Here is a 22,181-nt window from a genome sequence, read left to right on the forward strand (position 1 = left end):
GGTTCCTCACACTTACCTGCCCTGAACGAACGGATCCGATTGCGTCGGATTCGGCCCGACCTCTTACGCCAAACGGGTGCGCAAAGCACGCTCCAAGGTGTCGAATAAGGCATTTTCGTCCGGCGTCGCGGCCACCAGAACCTGCGCGGCACCGGCCTCGCGCAGAACGCCGGCGACGGTCTCGGACAGGCAGCATTGCGGGATCGCCAGGGCCGAGATTTCGACACCTTCGTCCCGCGCGGCTTCCAGGAAAGCCCGCGCGCTGCGCCGGGAGTAATGCAGCACCGCCTCGATCCCATGGGCGGCAAAGCCCTCACAGACATCACGCGGCAACAGCTTGACCGGCGCCATGCGATAGGTCGTCTGCGTGACGACGTTGAAGCCTTCGGCGCCCAGCTCACCGCCGAGGTCGCGCGACAGATCAGCGCCCGCGAGATAGAGCAACGTGCTCTTTTTGTTGAGCCGCTTGTCGCGCGCGCTCTGCATCACCTTGTCGCGCAAGGCCGCGGCATCGCCGCCGGCGACGACCACCTCGGCAAAGCCGGCATCGCGCGCGGCGGCGGCCGTGTGCTCGCCGACCGCGAACAGCGGCAGTTCCAGGAGACCAAGCTCCTGCAATTGCGGCGCGACACCACGAATCGCATTGGCCGACGTGACAATGACGGCGCTGTAGCTCGTTTCACTCTCGTCATGGAAGGCGACCGGCTCGCACTTGAGCACCGGCGCGAGCAGCACCACATGACCCCGTGCACGCAGATTTTCCGACGTCGCTTCATTGTCGGGATGCGGCCGTGTGACAAGAATGGACATCGCTTGTGTTCCCGAACCACGTGGCAGTGGCGGTTTGACGAGGGACGGCCGCGCGTGACGATTGCGTTGGCCGACCCCGGAATGCTACCGGACGTACCAGAACTCTGCTTTGCGGATGAGCGCAAGGGGGGCGAGAAGGGCGCAAATTGGATAACAATTCGCCAATGCTGGTACTGGGCATCGAAACCACCTGCGACGAGACCGCCGCGGCGGTGATCGAGCGTGCTCCTGACGGCAGCGGCAAGATCCTGTCCAATATCGTGTGGTCGCAGGTCGAGGAGCATGCCCGTTTCGGCGGCGTGGTACCTGAGATCGCCGCCCGCGCTCATGTCGGCCTGCTCGACGGCATCATCGACCGCGCCATGCACGAGGCCGGCATCGACTTTGCCCAGCTCGACGGTGTCGCGGCCGCCGCGGGCCCGGGACTGATCGGCGGCGTCATCGTCGGGCTTACCACCGCGAAGGCGATCGCGATGGTGCACGACACGCCGCTGGTCGCGGTGAACCATCTGGAAGCGCATGCGCTGACGCCGCGCCTGACCGACGCACTCGAATTTCCCTATTGCCTGTTTCTCGCCTCGGGCGGCCATACCCAGATCGTCGCCGTCACCGGCGTTGGTCAGTATGTCCGCCTCGGCACCACCGTCGACGATGCGATCGGCGAGGCCTTCGACAAGGTCGCGAAAATGCTGGGACTGCCCTATCCGGGCGGGCCGCAGGTCGAGCGCGCAGCAGCCAGCGGCGATCCCGCGCGATTTGCGTTTCCGCGGCCGCTGCAGGGACGCCCCGACGCCAACTTCTCGCTGTCGGGATTGAAGACGGCGGTGCGTAACGAAGCGAGCCGGTTGGCCGAGATCACGCCGCAGGACGTCAGCGATCTCTGCGCGAGCTTTCAGGCGGCCGTGCTCGACTCCACCGCCGACCGGTTGAGCGTCGGTCTGAAACTTTTCCGCGAGCAGTTCGGTGCGCCGCGTGCGCTGGTGGCGGCCGGCGGCGTTGCCGCCAATCAGGCGATCCGCGGCGCGCTGCACGACGTTGCGAGGAAAGCCGGAACACAATTGATCATGCCGCCGCCGGCGCTCTGCACCGACAACGGCGCGATGATCGCCTGGGCCGGCGCCGAACGTCTCGCACTCGGCATGACCGACACGATGGAAGCACAGCCCCGTGCGCGCTGGCTGCTCGATGCGAACGCGACGGCACCGGCCGGATACGGCAAGACGCGCGCGGGGTTCTAGCAATGACAGCATTCCCATCGGTCGCGGTGATCGGTGCGGGCGCCTGGGGTACGGCGCTGGCGATGGTGGCGGCGCGGGCCGGACGAAACGTGACGCTGTGGGCGCGCAATCCCGAGCACGCGACGCGGATCGCATCGAGCCGCGACAATCCGCGACTGCCCGGCGTGCGGCTTGCGCCGGACATCATCGTCACGAGCGATCTCTCCATGGCGGCACGCGCCGATATGCTGCTGATCGCAACGCCGGCGCAGCATCTGCGCGGCGCCGTCAACATGCTGGCCTCGCATCTGACGAAACCGGTGCCTGTCATCGCCTGCGCCAAAGGCATCGAGCACGGCACCCACAAGTTCATGACCGACGTGATTGCGGAGGCTGCGTCGCACGCGGTGCCGGCGATCCTGTCGGGCCCGAGCTTTGCCGACGACGTCGCGCGCGGCCTGCCGACGGCAGTGACGCTGGCCGCAAAGGACGACGCCTTGGCGAGCCACCTGGTGCAGGCGCTGGGCTCGACGACCTTCCGGCCCTATCATTCCACCGATGTCCGCGGCGTCGAGATCGGCGGCGCCGCCAAGAACGTGCTGGCGATCGCGGTCGGCATCGCGGTCGGCCGCAAGCTCGGCGCTTCCGCCCAGGCCGCACTCACCACCCGCGCCTTTGCCGAGCTGACACGCCTCGGCCGCGCGCTCGGCGCACGCAGCGAAACACTCACGGGCTTGTCTGGCCTCGGCGATCTAATCCTGACCTGCTCGAGCCCACAATCGCGCAATTTCGCGCTCGGCTTGGCGCTTGGCCGCAGCGAGCAGCCGCCCGCCGGAAAGCTTGCCGAAGGCGAATTCACCGCGCCGGTCCTGATCGAGCTCGCGGCTTCGCAAAACATCGAAATGCCAGTATCGGAAGCCGTCGCATCGATCCTGACCGGCAGAAGCACGATCGACGCCGCGATCTCGGGGCTTATGACGCGACCTTTCAAGGCAGAGGAATGAACATGGCGTACTGGCTGGTGAAATCCGAACCATCGGTGTGGTCCTGGGACCAGCAGGTGGCGAAAGGCGCCAAGGGCGAAGCCTGGACTGGCGTGCGCAATTACACCGCGCGCCAGAATCTCGTCGCCATGAAGAAGGGCGACAAGGCGTTCTTCTATCATTCCAACGAGGGCAAGGAGATCGTCGGCATCGCGGAAGTTATCAAGGAAGCCTACCCCGATCCGACCGACAAGACCGAAAAATTCGTCTGCGTCGACATCAAGGCCGACAAGCCCTTGAAGACACCGGTGACGATGGCGGCGATCAAGGCCGAGAAGAAGCTCGCCGACATGGCGCTGGTGAAATATTCCCGCCTGTCGGTGCAGCCGGTGACGGCCGAGGAATGGAAGCTCGTCTGCAAGATGGGTGGGATGTAGGCTTGCTGCCGTAGCCCGGATGGAGCGCAGCGCAATCCGGGAAAATCCCATGTGGCACGATCCCGGATTACGCTCCGCTCCATCCGGGCTACGATATCCGAGCTTGCGTCTCCGGCAGCGCAAACACCTCGCATGGCACGGCGATGCCGCGCAGCGAATGCGATCCAAGCGCGATCAGAGGCATGTCCGTCTCGGCGGCGAGCGCGCCCGACACCAGCACGGTTCTGCCGAGCGGCTTGCACAATCCTTCGAGCCGGCTGGCGAGATTGACGGCGGGACCGATCGCCGTGAAATCGAGCCGGTTGGCGGCACCGATATTACCCCACAGCATCTCGCCGAGATGCAGCGCCGCGCCGAACGCGAGCGGCGGCAGAGCTTGTGCACGGCGCTCCGCATTGAGATACGCCATCCCGGCTTCGGCTGCGCTCGCGGCACGCAGAGCTGCATCGCACGCTTGGCGCGGTGACGTCCCGACCACCGGAAAGATGGCGAGCACGCCGTCGCCGATGAATTTCAGCACCTCGCCGCCGAAGGCGTGAACCGCGCCGGCGATGCGATCGAACCAGGCATCGAGAGCCGCGATGACGTCGGCAGGCGGATTGGCTTCCGACAGGAGCGTGAAGTTGCGCAGATCGGCATAGAGCAGCGCGGCCTGTATGGTCTCGCCGAGATCGCGCCGCAGCGGTGCCGCCAGCACCCGCTCCGCGCTGCGCTTGCCGAGATAAGCATCCAACGTCGCGCGCAACGTTGCACGCGCGGCAAGCACCGCAAGGGGTGTCGCGGCAAAGCGCGCGGCCTGGCGCAATTGCTCGGTCTCGTCCGCGGTGAACGGACGCGGCCCGATCCAGCCGAGCAACGGCCCGTCGGGCTGTCCGACCGCGTCTTCGTGCACCTCGCCGTCCGCGATGTCGCGCAGCCAGCGGCGGCCGGCATCGTTGGGTAGGTCGGGCGCGAGGCCGCCTGGTGCGAAGCCGAGCGCTTCGATCACCCGGCCGTTGTTCGCGCGCCACAACCAGGTCCGTTTCGCGATCAGCGGATGTGGCACCTCCAACGTCAGGCTGCCTGCCGCAAGCGGCACGCCGTCAGCGACCAGATGCGCGCCGAGGTCCGCGAGCAGACGGTCGGCCCCGGCGCTATCGGCGGCGGCATCGACAAGCCAGGCGAGCGTCGGCGAGAGGTACATGGCCCGATCATGACGATGCCAGGACCTCTTTGTCACGGGCAATCCTTGACGGGCCGCTCGCGCACCGCCATGTCCCACAGTCAGCCCAGGGATGATCGCCGATGACCGAACCGTTCATAGTGCGACGCGAGACCCAGATCGCCGCCCCGCGTGCCACCGTTTTCGCTTACCTGACCGACCCCGAGAAGATTTTGAGCTGGATGGGTTCCGACGCGTCCACGGAGCCGCATCCCGGCGGGCTATATCTGCTCAAAGGCATCGGCCCCCGCGGCGGCGTTGCCCGCGGCGCGTTCCGCGAGGTCGTGCCGGTGCATCGGCTCGCCTACACGTTTGGATGGGAGGGCGGCCAGGAAGTGCCGCCCGGCTCGAGCCTGATCGAGATCGACCTGATCGAACGCGACGGCAGCACATTGCTGCGCATGACCCATAGCGGGCTGCCGACCGAGGAACAGGCTGCCGCGCACGCGACGGGATGGGCGCACTATCTGGGACGGCTCACGGCGGCAGCCGCGGGCGGCGATCCCGGTCCCGACAACGGCGTTTCCAACAAGGCGTAGCGACGGGAGAGGATCAGACCGCCGCGGTCGCCACCACCTGCTGCAAAAGCTGCTCGCGCCTGGCCTGCGAGCGCTGGCCCTTCATGGTCGCGGCGAAGCGTTCGAGGATGCCGTCCTCGAACGCGGTGACGATGGTGTCGTGAACATAGCTCTTGCGGCAGATCGCCGGCGTATTGGAGAGCTGATCGGCAGCGCCGCGGATCGCCTCCAGCACCTGCTTCTTGCGGCCACGCTGGCTGGTCGCCGGCGTGATCCGCGACAGCGATTCCACGACGACGGCAGAGGCCATCAGCGTGCGGAAATCCTTCAGCGAGATCTTGATGCCGGCGATCTCGCGCAGAAACGCGTTCACCTGCGTGGTGCTGACCGCGCGCACGATGCCGTAGGCATCGCGATACTGGAACATGCGCTTGCCGGGAACGCCCTGCAAAATGCCGATGGCGCGCACGAGCTTGGCCGCGTCGCACTCCTTGCGCACGGCCTTGCCGCCCTTCGCCTTGAACGTCAGTACGAAGCTGTCGTCTTCCAGCGAGACGTTGGACTTCAGCAGCGTGGTGGCCCCGCGGGTGCCGTTGAGACGGGCATAGGATTCATTGCCGGGGCGGATCGCGGTGCGCGCTATCAGTTCGATGACGGCCGAGAGCGCGAACTCGCGGGTCGGCTCGTCGCCCGACAGGAACGCCGAGACCTTGCGCCGGATCTTGGGCAGCGCGCCGACGAGCTTTTCCAGGCGATGCGCCTTGCGTTGCTCGCGAACCTTCTCCCAATCAGCGTGATAGCGATATTGCAGCCGGCCCGCGGCATCGCGTCCCACCGCCTGGAGATGCGTGCTCGGATCGGCCGAGTAGCGCACCTCGCGATAGGCCGGCGGCACCGCCATGGAATGCAGCCGCCGAATGGTGCGGGCATCGCGGATGTGGGCGCCGTTGGGCCGCACGAACGAATAGCCCTTGCCACGCCTGATGCGGCGGATGGTCAGCTCGTTCTGGTCGCCGAGCCGCAGGCCCAGCTCCTTGGCGAGGGCCTCGACCGTCGCCGCAGGCGCTGCGTCGAACACTTTTTTCGGGCTGGGACGACCGGAACCGGCTGGCTTCGGCCATTGTCCGAGGGCTTTGGCCAGCGCAATGGCTGCAGGATCGGCTGAAGCGGGCCGCAAAGTCCCGAGATTCTGCTGATCCATCATAGTCTTATGCCTTAGCCCTGTTTGTTATCGGTCAATGCCGCTGTTCTGATTTTTGTTCCAAGGGGCCTCGTTGGACCCGGGTTGGCCATTTAGGGTGTTCCGAACCGCATTGCGAGTCCCGAATCAGTGAGAGGCGGTTTCTAAATACCTCTGTTGGGCGCATGGCGCTCTGCGCGGGCCCATTCCGAAGATCTGGGTAAAGACCCGAAAGCCGCCCGTCGCCCTGTTTCAAAACTGCGACAGTCGCACGGAGCGGCTTGATCCTCCGCATGGCAGGCTGCTCGCCGAAGGTCCAGCTTGTGCACCTTGTCGGGTCCGGTTAGCCCGACGCATAATCGGTTCAACGATCAAGTCGGCTCGCCAGCGGTCTGTGCTCGGCTTGCCGTATGTGGAGGGAAGCATGTCCGAGAAGATCTACGACGTCCCCGCGGAATGGGCGAAGCGCGCCTGGGTCGACCAGGCCAAATACAAGGACATGTACGCCCGCTCGATCTCGGACCCGAACGCCTTCTGGGCGGAGCAGGCCAAGCGCATCGACTGGATGCACGCTCCGACGAAGATCGAGAACGTCTCCTTCGCGCCCGGCAACATCTCCATCAAATGGTTCGAGGACGGCATCCTCAACGTCGCCCATAATTGCATCGACCGGCATCTCCACAGCCGCGCCAACCAGACAGCGATCATCTGGGAAGGCGACGATCCCTCGCAATCCCGGCACATCACCTACAAGGAGCTGCACGACGAGGTCTGCCGGATGGCCAACATCCTGCGCACCCGGAACGTCAAAAAGGGCGACCGCGTCACCATCTACCTGCCGATGATCCCGGAGGCGGCCTACGCGATGCTGGCCTGCGCGCGGATCGGCGCGATTCACTCCGTGGTGTTCGCCGGCTTCTCGCCCGACAGCCTCGCCCAGCGCATCAGCGACTGCCAGTCCCAGGTGATCATCACCGCGGATGAGGGCCTGCGCGGCGGCAAGAAGGTGCCGCTGAAGGCCAATGTCGACGCGGCGCTCGCCAAGGCAGACGGCGTCGACTGGGTCGTCGTGGTCAAGCGCACCGGCGGCAAGATCGATATGAACCCGACGCGCGACCTCTGGTATCACGAGGCTGCCGCGATGGTGACGACGGAATGCCCGGTCGAGCACATGCACGCCGAGGATCCGCTGTTCATCCTCTACACCTCGGGCTCGACAGGCCAGCCCAAGGGCGTGCTTCACACCTCCGCCGGCTATCTCGTGTTCGCCGCGATGACGCATCAATACGTCTTCGACTATCACGACGGCGACATCTACTGGTGCACCGCCGACGTCGGCTGGGTCACTGGCCACAGCTACATTCTGTACGGACCGCTCGCCAACGGCGCGACCACGCTGATGTTCGAAGGCGTGCCGAATTATCCGGATAATTCGCGATTCTGGAACGTCATCGACAAGCACAAGGTCAACATCTTCTACACCGCGCCGACCGCGATCCGCGCGCTGATGCAGAGCGGCGACGCGCCCGTGAAGAAGACCTCGCGCGCCAGCCTGCGCCTGCTCGGCTCGGTCGGCGAGCCGATCAATCCGGAAGCCTGGGAGTGGTATCACCGCGTCGTCGGCGACGAACGCTGCCCGATCGTCGACACCTGGTGGCAGACCGAGACCGGCGGCATTTTGATCACGCCGCTGCCCGGCGCCACGAAGCTCAAGCCGGGCTCGGCGACCCAACCGTTCTTCGGCGTGGTGCCTGAGATCGTCGACGCCGACGGCAAGGTGCTGGACGGCGAGACATCAGGCAATCTGTGCCTGACGCGGTCATGGCCGGGCCAGATGCGCACGGTCTATGGCGACCACGCCCGCTTCGAGCAGACCTATTTCTCGACCTACAAGGGCAAGTATTTCACGGGCGACGGCTGCCGGCGCGATGCCGACGGTTATTACTGGATCACCGGCCGTGTCGACGACGTCATCAACGTCTCCGGTCACCGCATGGGCACGGCGGAAGTCGAGAGTGCGCTGGTCGCACACGAGAAGGTCTCGGAAGCCGCCGTGGTCGGTTACCCGCACGACATCAAGGGCCAGGGCATCTACGCCTATGTGACCCTGATGGCCGGCGTCGAGCCGAGCGACGAACTGCGCAAGGAGCTCGTCACCTGGGTGCGCAAGGAGATCGGCCCGATCGCTGCGCCCGACCAGATCCAGTTCTCGCCAGGCCTGCCCAAGACCCGCTCCGGCAAGATCATGCGCCGCATCCTGCGCAAGATCGCCGAGGACGAGCCGGGCAGCCTGGGCGACACCTCGACCTTGGCCGATCCCGGCGTGGTCGACGACCTCGTCAAGAATCGGCAGAACAAGAAGTCCGCGTAAGGCAGTCCCGTGTCCCGGACGCAGCGCAGCGCTCCTTCGCGGTGCGCTGCTGAGCCGGGGCCCATGCAACGGCAGACTCTGTGGCTTTCTATGCCCCGGCTCTGCGTCGCACCGCTTCGCGCTGCGCCGCGTCCGGGACACGAGACCGCATCTCCGCGTTAGCGCCTCCCGGACAACGGCCGTTCACATCTTCACGCACTTGTCAGGCCGCGCGCCGGCGCCCGGGCATCTTTCCGGGCAAGTGTTGTTTTCAGGTCATTTACTTTGTTTCGAACATTTCCTTTGTTCCCCCTGCTGGCTGGCCCTTGGCGGCCGTGCGTGGAAACCATCCGGTTAACAGGCGCGGTTAAGAATGTCCCCTAACGAGGACTTGGTGAGCCGGAGATTGCCGGTTTTGCGTAATTTTGGACGGTCCGTTCGGGGCAAGGGGAAAATCGATGTCGATGAGGATTGCTGTGGCGCTGGCCGCCACCATTGGGGCTGGGGTGATGATGTCGACGGCGGCGCAGGCGCGGCCGGAAATGGTGGGGACGCACCTGGCCGACTATTCGCCGGGCACCATCGTGGTCAAAACCAACGAGCGTCGGCTCTATCTCGTCCTCGATAATGGCCACGCCGTGCGCTACCCGGTCGGCGTCGGCAAGTCCGGCAAGCAGTGGGCCGGCACCACCCGCATCGACGGCAAGTACCGCAATCCGGCCTGGTCGCCGCCTGCCGAGGTGAAGCGCGACAAGCCGAGCATCCCGGACGTCATCCCGGGCGGCTCCCCGCGCAACCCGATGGGCGTCGCGGCGATGACGCTGTCCGGCGGTGAGTATGCCATCCACGGCACCAACGTGCCGGGCTCGATCGGCGGCTTCGTCTCGTATGGCTGCATCCGCATGCTCAACGACGACATCACGGATCTCTACAGCCGCGTCTCGGTCGGCACGACGGTGGTCGTGACGCGCTGATCGCCGGCATCAGGGCAAGACGGCAAGAGCCGCGTCTTTCGACGCGGCTTTTTTGTTACCAGAAGCGCCAGCTCCGCGCGCACCAGCCGTCGCGATGGCCGCCATTGTAGTTCCGCGCGTAGCCGCCGGCGAGCAACGCCGCCGAGACATTGGCCGTGCGTTTGGTCGCGACGTCAGCGAGAACGCGTCCGTATTTATCGGAGCCGAGATTGGTGATCACCACGCCACCCTGGCCGAGCAGATCGCGCAATGCGCGGGCCGCGGCTTCGGCCTTGTCCAGTTCCTCCTGGCAGGAGGCTTTCATCTCGGGTGCATCGATGCCGCGCAGGCGAACGCGCACCACGAGATCGCGGCCGTTGCGCTGACGAACGCGTGCGAGAAAGGTGTCGCCGTCAATGGTGCGAACGACGTCGACCGGCTCACGGACGTCAGGATTGGCCTGCTGTAAGATGATTTCGGCGTCCCGCGACTGACCGTCAGTCGCATGAGGGAAGGGCCAGTTCATCCCGTGCCGGAACGTGAACACCACGGCCACCACGATTCCGACCACGAACATCCACGGCAACAGGCCTGAGAAGCGGCGGCCAAACGGCGAGCCGCTGTATGAAGGCCGATACGGATGGCTTGGATCGAAACGCGACATCCGCGCACGCTAGGGCTGAGTCGGGCAGTACGGCAAGCGAGCCTCAAAAGGCAAGCTTCAGAAGTCGGAAGCGATGCCCTTGCGCTCCCAATCGCCATAGCGGGTCGGTTCGGGTCCTTTTGGGCCCTGCAACTCCTTTGGCGCCGCCTGGCCGTTGTTTTTGGCTCGGACTGCCGCAGCCTGCCGGCGCGCGTCGGCCTCGGCCAGCGCACGCTGGGCGGCCGGCGTAAGCTGCTTGCGGTCGGGAACAGGAGGCTGGTCACTCATCGTAGGCTTTCTAGCGCGGGACGGCGCACGGCGCGACGCCCAATAACGCATTCCTGAAATGGCGCCGAAAGGGCTGAAAAAACCCGGAAGCGATTCTTACATTTGGCATATTCGCGTGCCAGAGATCGCCTTCTCAAGGCATGCGCCCATTACGGCGAACTGCCGCTCGCTCAGAACCTTGTTTCCGCATGCCTTCTCAACGTTTCGCTCCTCCATCCGAAGTGCCCGGTCTCGCGGCGCGGCGGATTGCCGCCGACATCGTCGACGGCGTGCTGCAAAAGCACCGCACGCTTGACGAGCAGCTCGATGGCAGCGGCGCCCATCCCGGACTGAAGACGCTCCCCGACCGCGACCGCGCGCTGATGCGCCGCCTGGTCGCCACCGTGCTGCGCCGGCTCGGCACGCTCGGCCATGTGCTGTCTCGGTTGCTCGACAAGGGCATTCCCTCCGACGCGCCGCGCGCGCAGAGCGCGCTGTTGATCGGCGCCGCCCAGATCCTCTGGATGGACGTGCCCGATCACGCGGCCGTCGATCTTTCCGTTCGCCTCGTGCAATCCGACCGGCGCGCCGCGCGCTATGCCGGCCTCGTCAACGCCGTGCTGCGCCGCTGCGCCCGCGAGGGCAAGGCGCTGGTGGACGAGGTTGCGGCACAGTCGCTGGATCTGCCGCCCTGGATGGTCGCGCGCTGGCGCGCGCATTACGGAGAGACGGTCGCAAGAGACATGGCGCTCGCGCTCAGCCACGACCCTTCGCTGGATCTGACCGTGAAGTCGGACGCCGCGCAATGGGCGAGCCGCTTACATGGCGAGGTGCTGCCGACCGGATCGGTGCGTACGGTGCTGCATGGCGCGGTGACCATGCTTCCCGGCTTCGCCGAAGGACAATGGTGGGTGCAGGACGCCGCCGCTGCGCTGCCAGCTCGGCTGTTCGGCGACATCAAGGGCAAATCCATCGCCGATCTCTGCGCCGCTCCCGGCGGCAAGACCGCGCAACTGGCGCAGGCCGGCGCGCACGTCACGGCCATCGACCGCTCGCCCGCCCGGGTGGCGCGGCTGCGCGAGAATCTGATGCGGTTGTCGCTCCAGGCCGAGACCGTCGTCGCCGACGCCGTGGAATGGGCGGGTCCGGCCGATGGCTTCGACGGCATCCTGATCGATGCGCCCTGCACCTCGACCGGGACGATCCGCCGCCACCCCGATGTCTCCTGGCTCCGGCAGGAATCCGACATCGCGGCAATGACCGTGCTCCAGCGGCGGCTGCTGCAAAAATCGATCTCGCTGCTCAAGCCCGGCGGGACGCTGGTCTACTGTACCTGCTCGCTGGAACCCGAAGAGGGCGAGCATGCGGTCGCCGCGCTGCTGGCCACAGAGCCTGGGCTTCGCCGGGTTCCTATCGATGCGTCCGAGGTGTCGGGACTCAGCGAGATCGTCACCGCCGAGGGCGATTTGCGCACTCTGCCCAGCCATCTGCCGAACGCCGATCCCAAGCTCGGCGGGCTCGACGGCTTTTTCGCGGCCCGGCTCGTTAAATCCTGATTTTGCACTGGATTTTGCAACCACGGCGCTGATTCGCGTCGTTCAAGGTGGTGTCGGCCGTCCGATTTTGGGATTAATAAGGATTCGGCGGAATCCTCTCCCCCCATCAAGGCAAGGCGTGTCGGTCGCTCAACGCAGACGTATCTCGACGCTGGTGATGAACCGCTTCGCGCGGAACATGCTCGCGCGCGCGAGCGGCGGTTCCGTCGCCCTGTCGCGGGTCTGGCCCGGCCGCGCCGACCGGCTGATCATCGCGCCGCATGATCTGCGCACCGCGGATGCGACCCGCGCCGCCGAGATCTATGCCGGCCGCTTCGTCTTCGCCGGCAAGATCGTCAATTGCCACGGCCGTTCGATCTTCGATCTCGAGCCGCCGTCGGAGGATTGGGAGGTTGCGCTGCTCGGCTTCGGCTGGCTGCGCCATTTGCGCGCCGCGGACACCGCGCTGACGCGCGCGAATGCGCGCTCGCTGATCGAGGACTGGATCGGCAACCCTGCCAGCAAGCGCCGTCCCGTCGCGCGACGCGCCGACGTGCTGGCGCGACGCGTGATCTCCCTGCTGTCGCAGGCACCGCTGGTGCTCAACGATACCGACAACAAATTCTACCGTCGCTATCTGCGCGCGCTGGCGCGCGAAATCCGCTTGCTGCGCTACACCATGGTCAACATTCCCGACGGAGTGCCGAAGCTCCAGGTGCTGATCGCGCTATGCTATGCGGCGCTGTGCCTCGCCAACCAGGCAAGTCACATCCGCAGCGCCTCAAAAAAGCTCTCCGATGAATTGCAGCGGCAGATCCTGCCCGACGGCGGGCATGTCTCGCGCAACCCGGGCGCGCTGATCGAGCTGTTGATCGACCTGTTGCCGTTGCGGCAGACCTTTGCCGCACGCAACATCGCGCCGCCGCCCGCGCTGCTCAACGCGATCGACCGCATGATGCCGATGCTGCGCTTCTTCCGCCACGGCGACGGCAATTTCGCGCTGTTCAACGGCATGAGCGCGACGCCCTCAGACCTGCTTGCCACGCTGCTTGCCTATGACGACACCCACGGCGCGCCGATGTCGAACATGCCGCATACCGGTTTCCAGCGCCTCGATGCCGGCCAGACCACTTTGATTATCGACACCGGCCCGCCGCCGGCGGCCAGCGTCAGCCACGACGCCCATGCCGGCTGCCTGTCGTTCGAACTGTCCTCCGGCATCAGCCGCATCGTCACCAATTGCGGCATGCCGACTACGGGCCGCGACAATTGGCGGCCGTTCGCACGCGGCACGGCGGCGCATTCGACGCTGACCTATCACGACACCTCGTCATGCCAGTTCGTGGAGATGTCGGCGATGAAGCGGCTCTTGCACGGCGCTCCGGTCACCAGCGGCCCGGTCGAGGTCGAGAGCTATCGCGAAATCGTGCAGAACGGCACGCTGCTCACGACATCGCATGACGGTTACCTGACAAAATTCGGCGCGATCCACCGTCGCGTGCTGATGATCGCCAATGACGGCGCGCGCATCGACGGCGAGGACACGCTGTCGCCGCCGCAAGGCGGACGCTTCAAGGGTGCGGATGCCGATTTCGCGCTGCGATTCCATCTGCACCCGGCGGTGAAGGCGAGCCGACTATCCGATGCCCGCGGCGTCATGCTGGTGCTCCCGAACCGCGACGTCTGGACCTTCGAGGCACTCGACGACAAGGTGGAGCTGGAGGACAGCGTGTCCCTGGCCGGCAACGACGGGCCGCGCCGCACCGCGCAGATCGTGATCCGCCAGGACGCGCGGCAGGCGCCCTCGATCCGCTGGAGTTTTGTCCGCTCCACCGCCTCGCCGGCGATCACGAATGCCCGCAGAAATGCGCGGCGGGAGCCGGAACTTCCGCTGTAGACGCCTGCAATTCGGCCCCATCTGATCGTTGTGAAAGCGACCGAAAACTGCTATCGAGCCTTCGCTCGCGCGACTGGCGACCTTGGATGGAGCACCATCGGGAAGCGCGGGACATAGCTGCCGCGCGCCTGGGCATTACTCCTTCAGACAGAGGATCTTGCTCATGACTGACCATCCCCGCCGCGTCACCCGCGCCCTTCTCTCCGTTTCCGACAAGACCGGTCTGATCGAATTCGCGAAGGCGCTTGCCGCGCACGATGTCGAGCTGATCTCGACCGGCGGCACCGCAAAGGCGATCGCCGCGGCCGGTCTCAAGGTGAAGGACGTCTCCGAGCTGACCGGCTTCCCCGAGATGATGGATGGCCGCGTCAAGACGCTGCATCCGAAGGTGCATGGCGGCCTGCTCGCGATCCGCGACAACAAGGACCATGCGGAAGCGATGACCGCGCATGGCATCGCGCCGATCGATCTCCTCGTCGTCAATCTCTATCCGTTCGAAGCAACCGTCGACAAAGGCGCGGGCTTCGAGGATTGCATCGAGAACATCGATATCGGCGGCCCCGCGATGATCCGCGCCGCCGCGAAGAACCATGACGATGTCGCTGTCGTGGTCGAAGCGGAGGACTATCAGGCCGTGCTCGACGAGCTCGCCGCCAACAGCGGTGCGACCACGCTGAAGCTGCGCCGGCGCCTTGCTGCAAAGGCTTACGCGCGCACTGGCGCCTATGACGCCGCGATCTCGAACTGGTTCAATCGCCAGCTCGAAATCGACGCGCCCGATTTCCGCGCCTTCGGCGGCAGGCTGATCCAGTCGCTGCGCTATGGCGAGAATCCGCACCAGACCGCGGCGTTCTATGCAACGCCCGACAAGCGGCCGGGCGTCTCGACCGCACGGCAGCTCCAGGGCAAGGAGCTCTCCTACAACAATATCAACGACACCGATGCGGCCTATGAATGCATCGGCGAGTTCGACGCCAAGCGCACCGCGGCCTGCGTCATCGTCAAGCATGCCAATCCCTGCGGCGTCGCGGAGGGATCCGACCTCGTCAGCGCCTATCGCAAGGCGCTGGCCTGCGACTCCACCTCGGCCTTCGGCGGCATCATCGCGATGAACCGCGCGCTCGATGCCGACACCGCGCGCGAGATCACGAAAATCTTCACCGAGGTCATCATCGCACCCGACGCAAGCGAGGAAGCCATCGCCATCATCGGCGCGCGCAAGAACCTTCGACTTCTGCTCGCCGGCAGCCTGCCCGATCCGCGCGCGCCCGGCCTCACCGCCAAGACGGTGGCAGGCGGCCTCCTCGTGCAGAGCCGCGACAATGCGGTGGTCGCCGACATGACCTTCAAGGTCGTGACTAGGCGGGCGCCGACGGACGCCGAGATGCGCGATCTGAAGTTCGCGTTTCGGGTGGCCAAGCACGTCAAGTCCAACACCATCATCTACGCCAAGGATCTCGCCACCGTCGGCATCGGCGCCGGCCAGATGAGCCGGGTCGATTCAGCGCGGATCGCGGCACGCAAGGCTCAGGATGCGGCCGCCGAGCTGAAGCTCGCCGAACCGCTCACCAAGGGCTCGGTGGTGGCGTCGGATGCGTTCTTCCCGTTCGCCGACGGCATGCTCGCCTGCATCGAGGCCGGCGCCACCGCCGTGGTGCAACCCGGCGGCTCCATGCGCGATGACGAGGTCATCAAGGCCGCCGACGAGCACGGCATCGCCATGGTGTTCACGGGCACGCGGCACTTCAGGCACTGATCGATTGGCGTGCGGGCGATTCCATCGAATCCGTCATTGCGAGCGCAGCGAAGCAATCCAGAATCTTTCCGCGGAGAAAACCTGGATTGCTTCGTCGCTTCGCTTCTCGCAATGACGGGAATGAATCGCGGTAGTGCGGCTACTCCCGCACCCGCATCAACAGCGCCAGCCCCGCGACGAAGAACACCACCAGCACGGCCATGCCGGCCTTCTGGCTCGCCGTCACCGCGGTGATCACACCGATCAGGAGCGGGCCGATGAAGGACGTGACTTTTCCCGTCAGCGCGAACAGACCGAAATACTGCGCGATGCGGTCCTTCGGTGCGAGACGGATCAGGAGCGTGCGTGAGGCCGCTTGCAGCGGACCACCGGCCGCACCGATTAGGCAGCCCAGCACCAGATAAGCGCGCTCTGACGCAGCGGCGAACAATGCACCGCCGGGCGCGGGCGGCGCGACCTTGATGAAGAAGATCGAATCCTTGTCGACCAGCAGGATCGCCGCCAGCGCCAGCAGCAGGACCAGCATGCTGCCGGCGATCACGCGCTTCGGCCCGAAGCGATCGTCCAGCTTGCCGCCAAACCACGCGCCAAACGCGCCGGCGATCGCGAGCATGATGCCAAAGGTGCCGATCTGGATCGTGTGCCAGCCGAACGTGCCAGCCGCATAGATGCCGCCGAAGGCAAACAGCGACACCAGACCGTCGGTGTAGATCATGTTGGCGAGTAGAAACGCGGCAAGCGATTTCTGCTGCGGCAGACCCTTGATCGATTGTTTCAGCTCCGACAGGCCTTCGTGCAGTGCCTCGCGCACCGGACGCTTCGCCGGATAGTCCGGCGTGAACAGGAACATCGGCGTCACGAAAATGATGAACCAAAGCCCGGTCAACGGTCCGGCGGCGCGGTCGCCCTGACGGCTGACGGGATCGGGCCCGAACAGCGGCGTGAAGCCGAGCAGCGTGCGGCCGGTCTCGGGATTCGCGGCGAGCAGGCCGAGCACGATGATCAGGCTGACGATGCCGCCGACATATCCCGTCGCCCAGCCGGTGCCGGAGAGCCGTCCGATACGCTCCGGCGGGACCAGCGTCGGCATCATCGCATTGTTGAAGAGAGTGGCGAATTCTGCGCCGACGCTGGCGAGCGCGACCGCGGTGAGCAGCGGCGGAATGATCGAGGGATCGCCCGGCTTGCCGATCCACAGCGTGCAGGATGCCAGCACCAACACGGCACCGAATCCGGCGATCCACGGCTTCCTGCGACCCGAAGCATCGGCAATAGCCCCCAGCACCGGCGACATCAGCGCGATTGCGAGGCCCGCGGCAGCCATCGCAAAGCCCCACAGCGATTGCCCGGTGGCGGGATTCGGCGCAATGCCGGTGGCAAAATACGGCGCGAACACGAAGCTCGTGATCAGCGTGAAGTAAGGCTGCGCCGCCCAGTCGAAGAAGATCCAGCTGACGACGGCCCTGCGCTGCGGATAGGTCCGCTGCGCGCCGGCGATGCGCGCATCCGGGGCGATCGTCGTCACTCCACAATCCTCATCACGAACAGTTTTGCCTCTGTCGAAACAAACCGTATAGCATTGCAACGCTGCATGTGAACTGCCCATGGCCATTGCGGAAGTTTGATGATGTCGTCTTTTTCGACACGGCGGATATTTTTCGCCTTCCTTGCCACTCTGGCGTTTGGACTTCCGACCGCGACCGCGCAGGATGCGCGGCGGGCCTATGTGCCGCCGGCGCTCGACACGGTGCGTGCCGTTCCCGCCGAGCACGGCATGGTGGTCGCGCAGGAGAAAATCTCTGCGCAGGTCGGCGCCGACATCCTGCAGCGCGGCGGCAATGCCGTCGACGCCGCGGTCGCGACCGGCTTTGCGATGGCCGTGACCTATCCGCGCGCCGGCAATATCGGCGGCGGCGGCTTCATGGTGATTCATTCCACTGAGCGCAACGAAGACATCACAATCGATTATCGCGAGACCGCGCCGGCTGCGACCACGCCACAGATTTTCCTCGGCGCCGACGGCAAGCCCGATGCGGCGAAGTCGCGGGATTCCGCGCTCGGCGTCGGCGTGCCCGGCACCGTCGCGGGTCTTGCGCTGGCCCTGGAAAAATATGGCTCGGGCCGGTTCACGCTGGCGCAACTGCTCGAGCCCGCGATCGCGCTCGCCCGCGACGGCTTCCTCGTCGGCGACGACATTGCCGACACTCTGCCGGGGTGGCACAAGCGGCTGGTGCGCTGGCCCTCCTCGGCCAGGATCTTCTCGCGGCCTGATGGTACACCGCTCGGCGAAGGCGACCGACTGGTGCAGAGCGATCTCGCCGAAACGCTGTCGGCTGTCGCCGCACAGGGCCCGCGCGGTTTCTATGAGGGGCCGGTCGCGGAAAAACTCGCCAAGGCCGTGACTGACGCGGGCGGCATCATGACGCCGGCCGATTTGAAATCCTATCAGGCGGTCATCCGTGCACCGGTGCGCGGCACCTATCGCGGCTATGACATCGTGTCGATGCCGTTGCCGTCGTCGGGCGGCGTGGTGCTAGTGGAGACGCTCAATATCCTCGAAGGTTTTCAGCTCGCTGATCTGAAGCAAGGATCGCCGGCCTCGCTGCATCTGCTGATCGAGGCCATGAAGCGCGCCTATGCGGACCGTGCGCGCTATCTCGGCGATCCCGCCTTCGTCAACGCACCGATCGGGACGCTCACCGCCAAAGACTACGCCGCCAAGCTGCGGGCAACCATCTCCGCCGATCGCGCCACGCCGTCGAAACAGCTCGTTTCCACCGCGATCTCACCGCATGAGGGCAGCAACACCACGCATTTTTCCGTCGTCGACGCTAGCGGCAACGCGGTCAGCAACACCTATACGCTGAACTTCAGCTACGGCGTCGGCCTCGTCGCCGACGGAATCGGCGTGCTGCTCAACAACGAGCTCGACGATTTCACCGCAGCGGTCGGCGCTTCCAATGCCTACGGCCTCGTCGGCTTCGAGGCCAATTTGCCCGGCCCGGGCAAGCGGCCGCTGTCCTCGATGTCGCCGACCATCGTCCTGAAGGACGGCAAGCCGGTGCTGGTGACGGGCTCGCCGGGCGGCAGCCGCATCATCTCGACCGTGCTCCAGGTGATCGTCAACGTCCTCGATTACAAAATGGACGTCGCGGCAGCCGTGGCCGCACCGCGGCTGCATCACCAATGGCTGCCCGACGAGGTCCGGGTCGAGAGCGGCTTCCCTGACAATGTGCTGGTCGAGCTGAAGGCGATGGATCATCTCATCGTCACGCCGATGGGGCAGACATCCGCCAATTCGATCACGGTGACCGCCAACGGTCCACTCGGCGCGCCCGATCCGCGTACCCGAGGTGCGGAAGCAGCGGGGCAGTAACTCTGTCCTTGCATGGCGCGAAGGCCGTCGGCCGGCTTGCGCGCGAGCCGCGCGTGCTACCACCGCGAGGCCAGAGAAACTGTCAGAGACGCGCGGACGCGTATTGCATGCGAACTGGCGGGCACTGTCGCGCAGGGCGCAGTGAGGAAGTTAGCGCCCCACCTGATACGGACCGCCCTTCTCGAGCGCTCTCGCGTAGGCCGGCCGCGCGTGAATGCGCTCGAGAAACGCCATCGCCTTGGGATGGCCAAGCTCGAGCCCGCCGCGCGCCTGGGCCGCTTCGAGCGGAAAGCTCATCTGGATGTCGGCAGCGGTGAATTCGTTGCCGGCGAACCACTCGCTCTTGCCGAGCTCACCTTCCCAGTAGTCCATGTGCTGCTTGAGCTGCGGATTGACCAGCGCGGTGAGCGCCTGGTTCGAGACCTTGCGCACCAGCGGGCGGAGCAACGCCGGCGCACGCTTCGGCATCAGCGTGAACAGCAGCTTGAGCAGCAGCGGCTGCATCGCCGAGCCTTCCGCATAGTGCAGCCAATAGGTGAAGCGCAGCCGCTCGGGCGTGTTCGGCGGCGGGACTAGTCGGCCGTTGCCGTAGGTGGCGATGAGATATTCGATGATCGCGCCGGATTCGGCGATGGTGTTGCCGTTGTCGGTGATCACGGGCGACTTGCCGAGCGGATGGATCGCACGCAACTCCTTCGGCGCGCGCATGTCCGGCTGGCGCTGATAGCGCACGATCTCGTAGGGCACGCCCAACTCCTCGAGCAGCCACAGCACGCGCTGCGAGCGCGAATTGTTGAGGTGATGAACGGTCAGCATCGCGTGGTCCCCGGGGCTAGGCATGGTTCGATCAGCCGCGCGTTCGTGCCAGCCCGGGAACGCAATGTCGAGCCATCCGGTCGGTTATTTTAACCCGGGTATATTGACCTTAGCTATTTACCCGGGTATTAAAAGTCTCAGCACGATCAATATGGCAATGATTCCAATGCAGAAGACTTTCACCGCCTTTCAGGGTCACCGCCGTCTGGTCTCCGGGCCGGCAGGAGAGGTCGCGCTGGTCATCAAGCGGATGGCGGAGCGGCCCGACGAGCCCATCATCATCTTCGAGGATGCCACGGGCCGATCGATCGACTTCGATCTGCGCGGCGGAGACCGCGAGGTGCTGGCGCGGCTGGCGAAGCTTGTCCCGCCCCCGGTTGAGGACACCCCATCGCCGAGCGAACCACGCGGACGCGGCCGGCCGAAGCTCGGCGTGGTCGCGCGCGAGGTGACGCTGCTGCCGCGGCACTGGGAGTGGCTGAGCGCGCAGGCAGGCGGCGCCTCGGTCGCGCTGCGGAAACTTGTCGAAGAAGCGCGGCGCGCAAGCGGCGACAAGGACCGCGAGCGGCAGGCGCGCGATGCGGCCTATCACTTCATGTCGACCATGGCCGGCAATCTGCCGCAGTTCGAGGAAGCATCGCGCGCGTTGTTTGCGGATGACCGGCGGCGTTTCACCGGACTGATCGCAGATTGGCCCGCCGACATCCGCGACCACATCGTCAAGCTCGCCTACAGCGACCGCGCCTAGGGGCGCGCCTCCTCACAACCCCATCGAGGCCGGGCCACGCGCACTTCGCGTGGCAACGGCTTCGCACGCCCTGATGAAAGGCCGATCCATGTCCGCCGCCAAGCCGCTCTGGAAGAGTTTTCTGCGCTTCCTCGCACCGTTGATGCTGAGCAACGCCCTGCAATCGTTGTTCGGCACCGTCAGCAACGTCTATCTCGGCCAGATGATCGGGGTCGACGCGCTCGCGTCGGTCTCGGTGTTCTTTCCTGTGATGTTCTTCCTGTTCGCCTTCGTCATGGGGCTGAGCACCGGCGCCACGGTGCTGATCGGCCAGGCCTATGGTGCGGGCGAGCAGGGCCGGATCAAGCTCATCGTGGGCACGACGCTCGCGATCGGCCTGCTGCTCTCGATTGCAATTGCACTGATCGGCGGGATCTTCAGCCGCCAATTGATGACGATGCTCGCAACGCCCACGGATATTCTCGACCAGGCCAGCGCCTATGCCGGCATCATGCTGCTCACCATGCCGCTCGGCTTCGTCTTCCTGCTGATGACGGCGATGATCCGCGGCGTCGGCGATGCGCTGACGCCGCTGCTGGCGCTGGCCTTGTCGACCGCGATCGGCTTGATCCTGACGCCGATTCTGATCCGAGGATCGTTCGGATTGCCGGCGGCCGGCATCACCAGCCCGGCCTGGGCCGCGGCGATCGCCAACACGCTGACGCTGGTCGCGCTGGCCGCCTATCTGCTGCGGAGGAAACATGCGTTGGCACCGGACGCTGCACTGCTGCGCCATCTGCGGCTCAATCGTGTGGTGCTGGGACAAATCCTCGGCATTGGACTGCCGAGCGCGATCGGCATGGTGGTGATGGCGATCGCCGAGCTGGTGCTGCTCGGCCTCGTCAACGGGTTCGGCTCGAACGCAACCGCAGCCTATGGCGCGGTCAACCAGGTGATGGGCTACACGCAGTTCACGGCGATGTCGATTTCAATAGCGGTCTCGATCCTCGGCGCCCAAGCGGTCGGCCGCGGCGACAGAGCGGGGCTCGACGGCATCGTGCGCACCGGACTTGCGTTCAACATCGTCCTGACCGGCGGGCTGGTGGCACTGATCTATCTCGCGCCGCGCGCCGTGCTCGGCATGTTCATCACCGATGATATCGTGCTCGATCTGGCGAAGGGCTTGCTCAACATCGCGCTGTGGAGCTCGGTGCCCTTCGGCCTGGCGACGGTGTTTTCGGGTGCGATGCGCGCCGCCGGCGTGGCGCTGACGCCAATGCTGCTCGCGATCTTCGCCATTGGAGCAATCGAACTGCCGTCCGCGGTGATCCTGAGCCGCACGATCGGCCTTGAGGGTGTGTGGGCCGCCTATCCGATCGTGTTCTGCTCCATGTTCCTTTTGCAGATGGGCTATTACCTTCTGGTGTGGCGCAAGCGAACGATCCGGCGTCTGATCTGACGACATCATCAAGAGATTATGACCGTCATTAAATGGTGGACCCGCGTCGCGCGCTG

19 protein-coding genes and 1 riboswitch are annotated in these 22,181 nt (G+C 65.6%); of the genes, 12 read left to right on the forward strand and 7 right to left on the reverse strand.

The window, feature by feature from the left end; all coding sequences use genetic code 11:
• Positions 1-63: 63 nt before the first annotated feature.
• Entirely contained in the window at positions 64-810 is a 747-nt protein-coding gene (locus AC0L3P_RS24710) for a uroporphyrinogen-III synthase (protein ID WP_354209733.1), read from the reverse strand.
• 164 nt (positions 811-974) lie between these two features.
• On the opposite strand from AC0L3P_RS24710, the gene tsaD reads away from it, so the two are divergent.
• Genes tsaD through AC0L3P_RS24725 form a run of 3 tightly spaced genes read left to right on the forward strand, consistent with a single transcriptional unit; the run spans position 975 to position 3,447 of the window.
• Positions 975-2,048, forward strand: a complete 1,074-nt coding sequence (gene tsaD, locus AC0L3P_RS24715) for a tRNA (adenosine(37)-N6)-threonylcarbamoyltransferase complex transferase subunit TsaD (protein ID WP_473305845.1) — start codon at positions 975-977, stop codon at positions 2,046-2,048.
• Between the two features lie 2 nt (positions 2,049-2,050).
• Positions 2,051-3,031 carry an NAD(P)H-dependent glycerol-3-phosphate dehydrogenase gene (locus tag AC0L3P_RS24720; RefSeq protein WP_473305848.1) on the forward strand — a complete coding sequence of 327 codons (981 nt, stop codon included), beginning with the start codon at positions 2,051-2,053 and terminating at the stop codon, positions 3,029-3,031.
• A gap of 2 nt (positions 3,032-3,033) precedes the next feature.
• The gene (locus tag AC0L3P_RS24725; RefSeq protein ID WP_212082558.1) at positions 3,034-3,447 is read left to right on the forward strand and encodes an EVE domain-containing protein; all 414 of its coding nucleotides are present in this window, start codon (positions 3,034-3,036) and stop codon (positions 3,445-3,447) included.
• 88 nt (positions 3,448-3,535) lie between these two features.
• Here AC0L3P_RS24725 and AC0L3P_RS24730 read toward each other — a convergent pair whose 3' ends face one another.
• The gene (locus tag AC0L3P_RS24730) at positions 3,536-4,630 is read right to left on the reverse strand and encodes an adenylate/guanylate cyclase domain-containing protein (protein WP_473305943.1); all 1,095 of its coding nucleotides are present in this window, start codon (positions 4,628-4,630) and stop codon (positions 3,536-3,538) included.
• Positions 4,631-4,731: 101 nt separating this feature from the next.
• On the opposite strand from AC0L3P_RS24730, the gene AC0L3P_RS24735 reads away from it, so the two are divergent.
• Positions 4,732-5,187 carry an SRPBCC family protein gene (locus tag AC0L3P_RS24735; RefSeq protein ID WP_473305850.1) on the forward strand — a complete coding sequence of 152 codons (456 nt, stop codon included), beginning with the start codon at positions 4,732-4,734 and terminating at the stop codon, positions 5,185-5,187.
• A gap of 13 nt (positions 5,188-5,200) precedes the next feature.
• Here AC0L3P_RS24735 and AC0L3P_RS24740 read toward each other — a convergent pair whose 3' ends face one another.
• On the reverse strand, positions 5,201-6,370 hold the full coding sequence (locus AC0L3P_RS24740) for a DNA topoisomerase IB (protein WP_473305853.1): 1,170 nt from the start codon (positions 6,368-6,370) through the stop codon (positions 5,201-5,203).
• A 400-nt stretch (positions 6,371-6,770) separates the two neighbouring features.
• On the opposite strand from AC0L3P_RS24740, the gene acs reads away from it, so the two are divergent.
• A complete protein-coding gene (acs, locus tag AC0L3P_RS24745; protein ID WP_473305855.1) occupies positions 6,771-8,717 on the forward strand; it encodes an acetate--CoA ligase in 1,947 nt (648 codons plus the stop codon).
• 437 nt (positions 8,718-9,154) lie between these two features.
• Positions 9,155-9,670 (forward strand): L,D-transpeptidase, encoded by a 516-nt coding sequence (locus AC0L3P_RS24750; RefSeq protein ID WP_275169062.1) that lies wholly within the window; start codon positions 9,155-9,157, stop codon positions 9,668-9,670.
• Between the two features lie 55 nt (positions 9,671-9,725).
• On the opposite strand, the gene AC0L3P_RS24755 is transcribed toward AC0L3P_RS24750, so the two are convergent.
• Complete coding sequence (locus AC0L3P_RS24755; RefSeq protein WP_275169060.1) at positions 9,726-10,313, reverse strand: thermonuclease family protein; 588 nt, start codon at positions 10,311-10,313, stop codon at positions 9,726-9,728.
• Between the two features lie 57 nt (positions 10,314-10,370).
• Positions 10,371-10,580, reverse strand: coding sequence for a DUF1674 domain-containing protein (locus AC0L3P_RS24760; protein WP_275169058.1), 210 nt, complete (start codon positions 10,578-10,580; stop codon positions 10,371-10,373).
• 188 nt (positions 10,581-10,768) lie between these two features.
• Between AC0L3P_RS24760 and AC0L3P_RS24765 the strand changes: the two genes are divergently transcribed.
• From AC0L3P_RS24765 to purH, 3 genes are all read left to right on the forward strand, one after another.
• On the forward strand, positions 10,769-12,115 hold the full coding sequence (locus AC0L3P_RS24765; RefSeq protein WP_354209739.1) for an RsmB/NOP family class I SAM-dependent RNA methyltransferase: 1,347 nt from the start codon (positions 10,769-10,771) through the stop codon (positions 12,113-12,115).
• 157 nt (positions 12,116-12,272) lie between these two features.
• Positions 12,273-13,991, forward strand: a complete 1,719-nt coding sequence (locus tag AC0L3P_RS24770) for a heparinase II/III family protein (RefSeq protein WP_275169155.1) — start codon at positions 12,273-12,275, stop codon at positions 13,989-13,991.
• A 59-nt stretch (positions 13,992-14,050) separates the two neighbouring features.
• A riboswitch (ZMP/ZTP riboswitch) is annotated at positions 14,051-14,132 on the forward strand.
• A gap of 22 nt (positions 14,133-14,154) precedes the next feature.
• A complete protein-coding gene (purH, locus tag AC0L3P_RS24775) occupies positions 14,155-15,747 on the forward strand; it encodes a bifunctional phosphoribosylaminoimidazolecarboxamide formyltransferase/IMP cyclohydrolase (RefSeq protein WP_473305860.1) in 1,593 nt (530 codons plus the stop codon).
• A gap of 139 nt (positions 15,748-15,886) precedes the next feature.
• Here the strand turns inward: purH and AC0L3P_RS24780 are convergent, their stop codons facing one another.
• Complete coding sequence (locus AC0L3P_RS24780; RefSeq protein WP_473305863.1) at positions 15,887-17,272, reverse strand: MFS transporter; 1,386 nt, start codon at positions 17,270-17,272, stop codon at positions 15,887-15,889.
• A 99-nt stretch (positions 17,273-17,371) separates the two neighbouring features.
• Here AC0L3P_RS24780 and ggt point away from each other — a divergent pair, with 99 nt between their 5' ends.
• Positions 17,372-19,123 (forward strand): gamma-glutamyltransferase, encoded by a 1,752-nt coding sequence (gene ggt, locus AC0L3P_RS24785; RefSeq protein WP_473305866.1) that lies wholly within the window; start codon positions 17,372-17,374, stop codon positions 19,121-19,123.
• 150 nt (positions 19,124-19,273) lie between these two features.
• On the opposite strand, the gene AC0L3P_RS24790 is transcribed toward ggt, so the two are convergent.
• Positions 19,274-19,939, reverse strand: a complete 666-nt coding sequence (locus tag AC0L3P_RS24790; protein ID WP_473305868.1) for a glutathione S-transferase family protein — start codon at positions 19,937-19,939, stop codon at positions 19,274-19,276.
• Between the two features lie 151 nt (positions 19,940-20,090).
• On the opposite strand from AC0L3P_RS24790, the gene AC0L3P_RS24795 reads away from it, so the two are divergent.
• On the forward strand, positions 20,091-20,687 hold the full coding sequence (locus AC0L3P_RS24795; RefSeq protein ID WP_354064903.1) for a DUF2239 family protein: 597 nt from the start codon (positions 20,091-20,093) through the stop codon (positions 20,685-20,687).
• 88 nt (positions 20,688-20,775) lie between these two features.
• Positions 20,776-22,125 (forward strand): MATE family efflux transporter, encoded by a 1,350-nt coding sequence (locus AC0L3P_RS24800; RefSeq protein ID WP_473305870.1) that lies wholly within the window; start codon positions 20,776-20,778, stop codon positions 22,123-22,125.
• The last annotated feature ends 56 nt before the right edge of the window (positions 22,126-22,181 follow it).

Source organism: Bradyrhizobium sp. WSM4874, assembly GCF_055811835.1.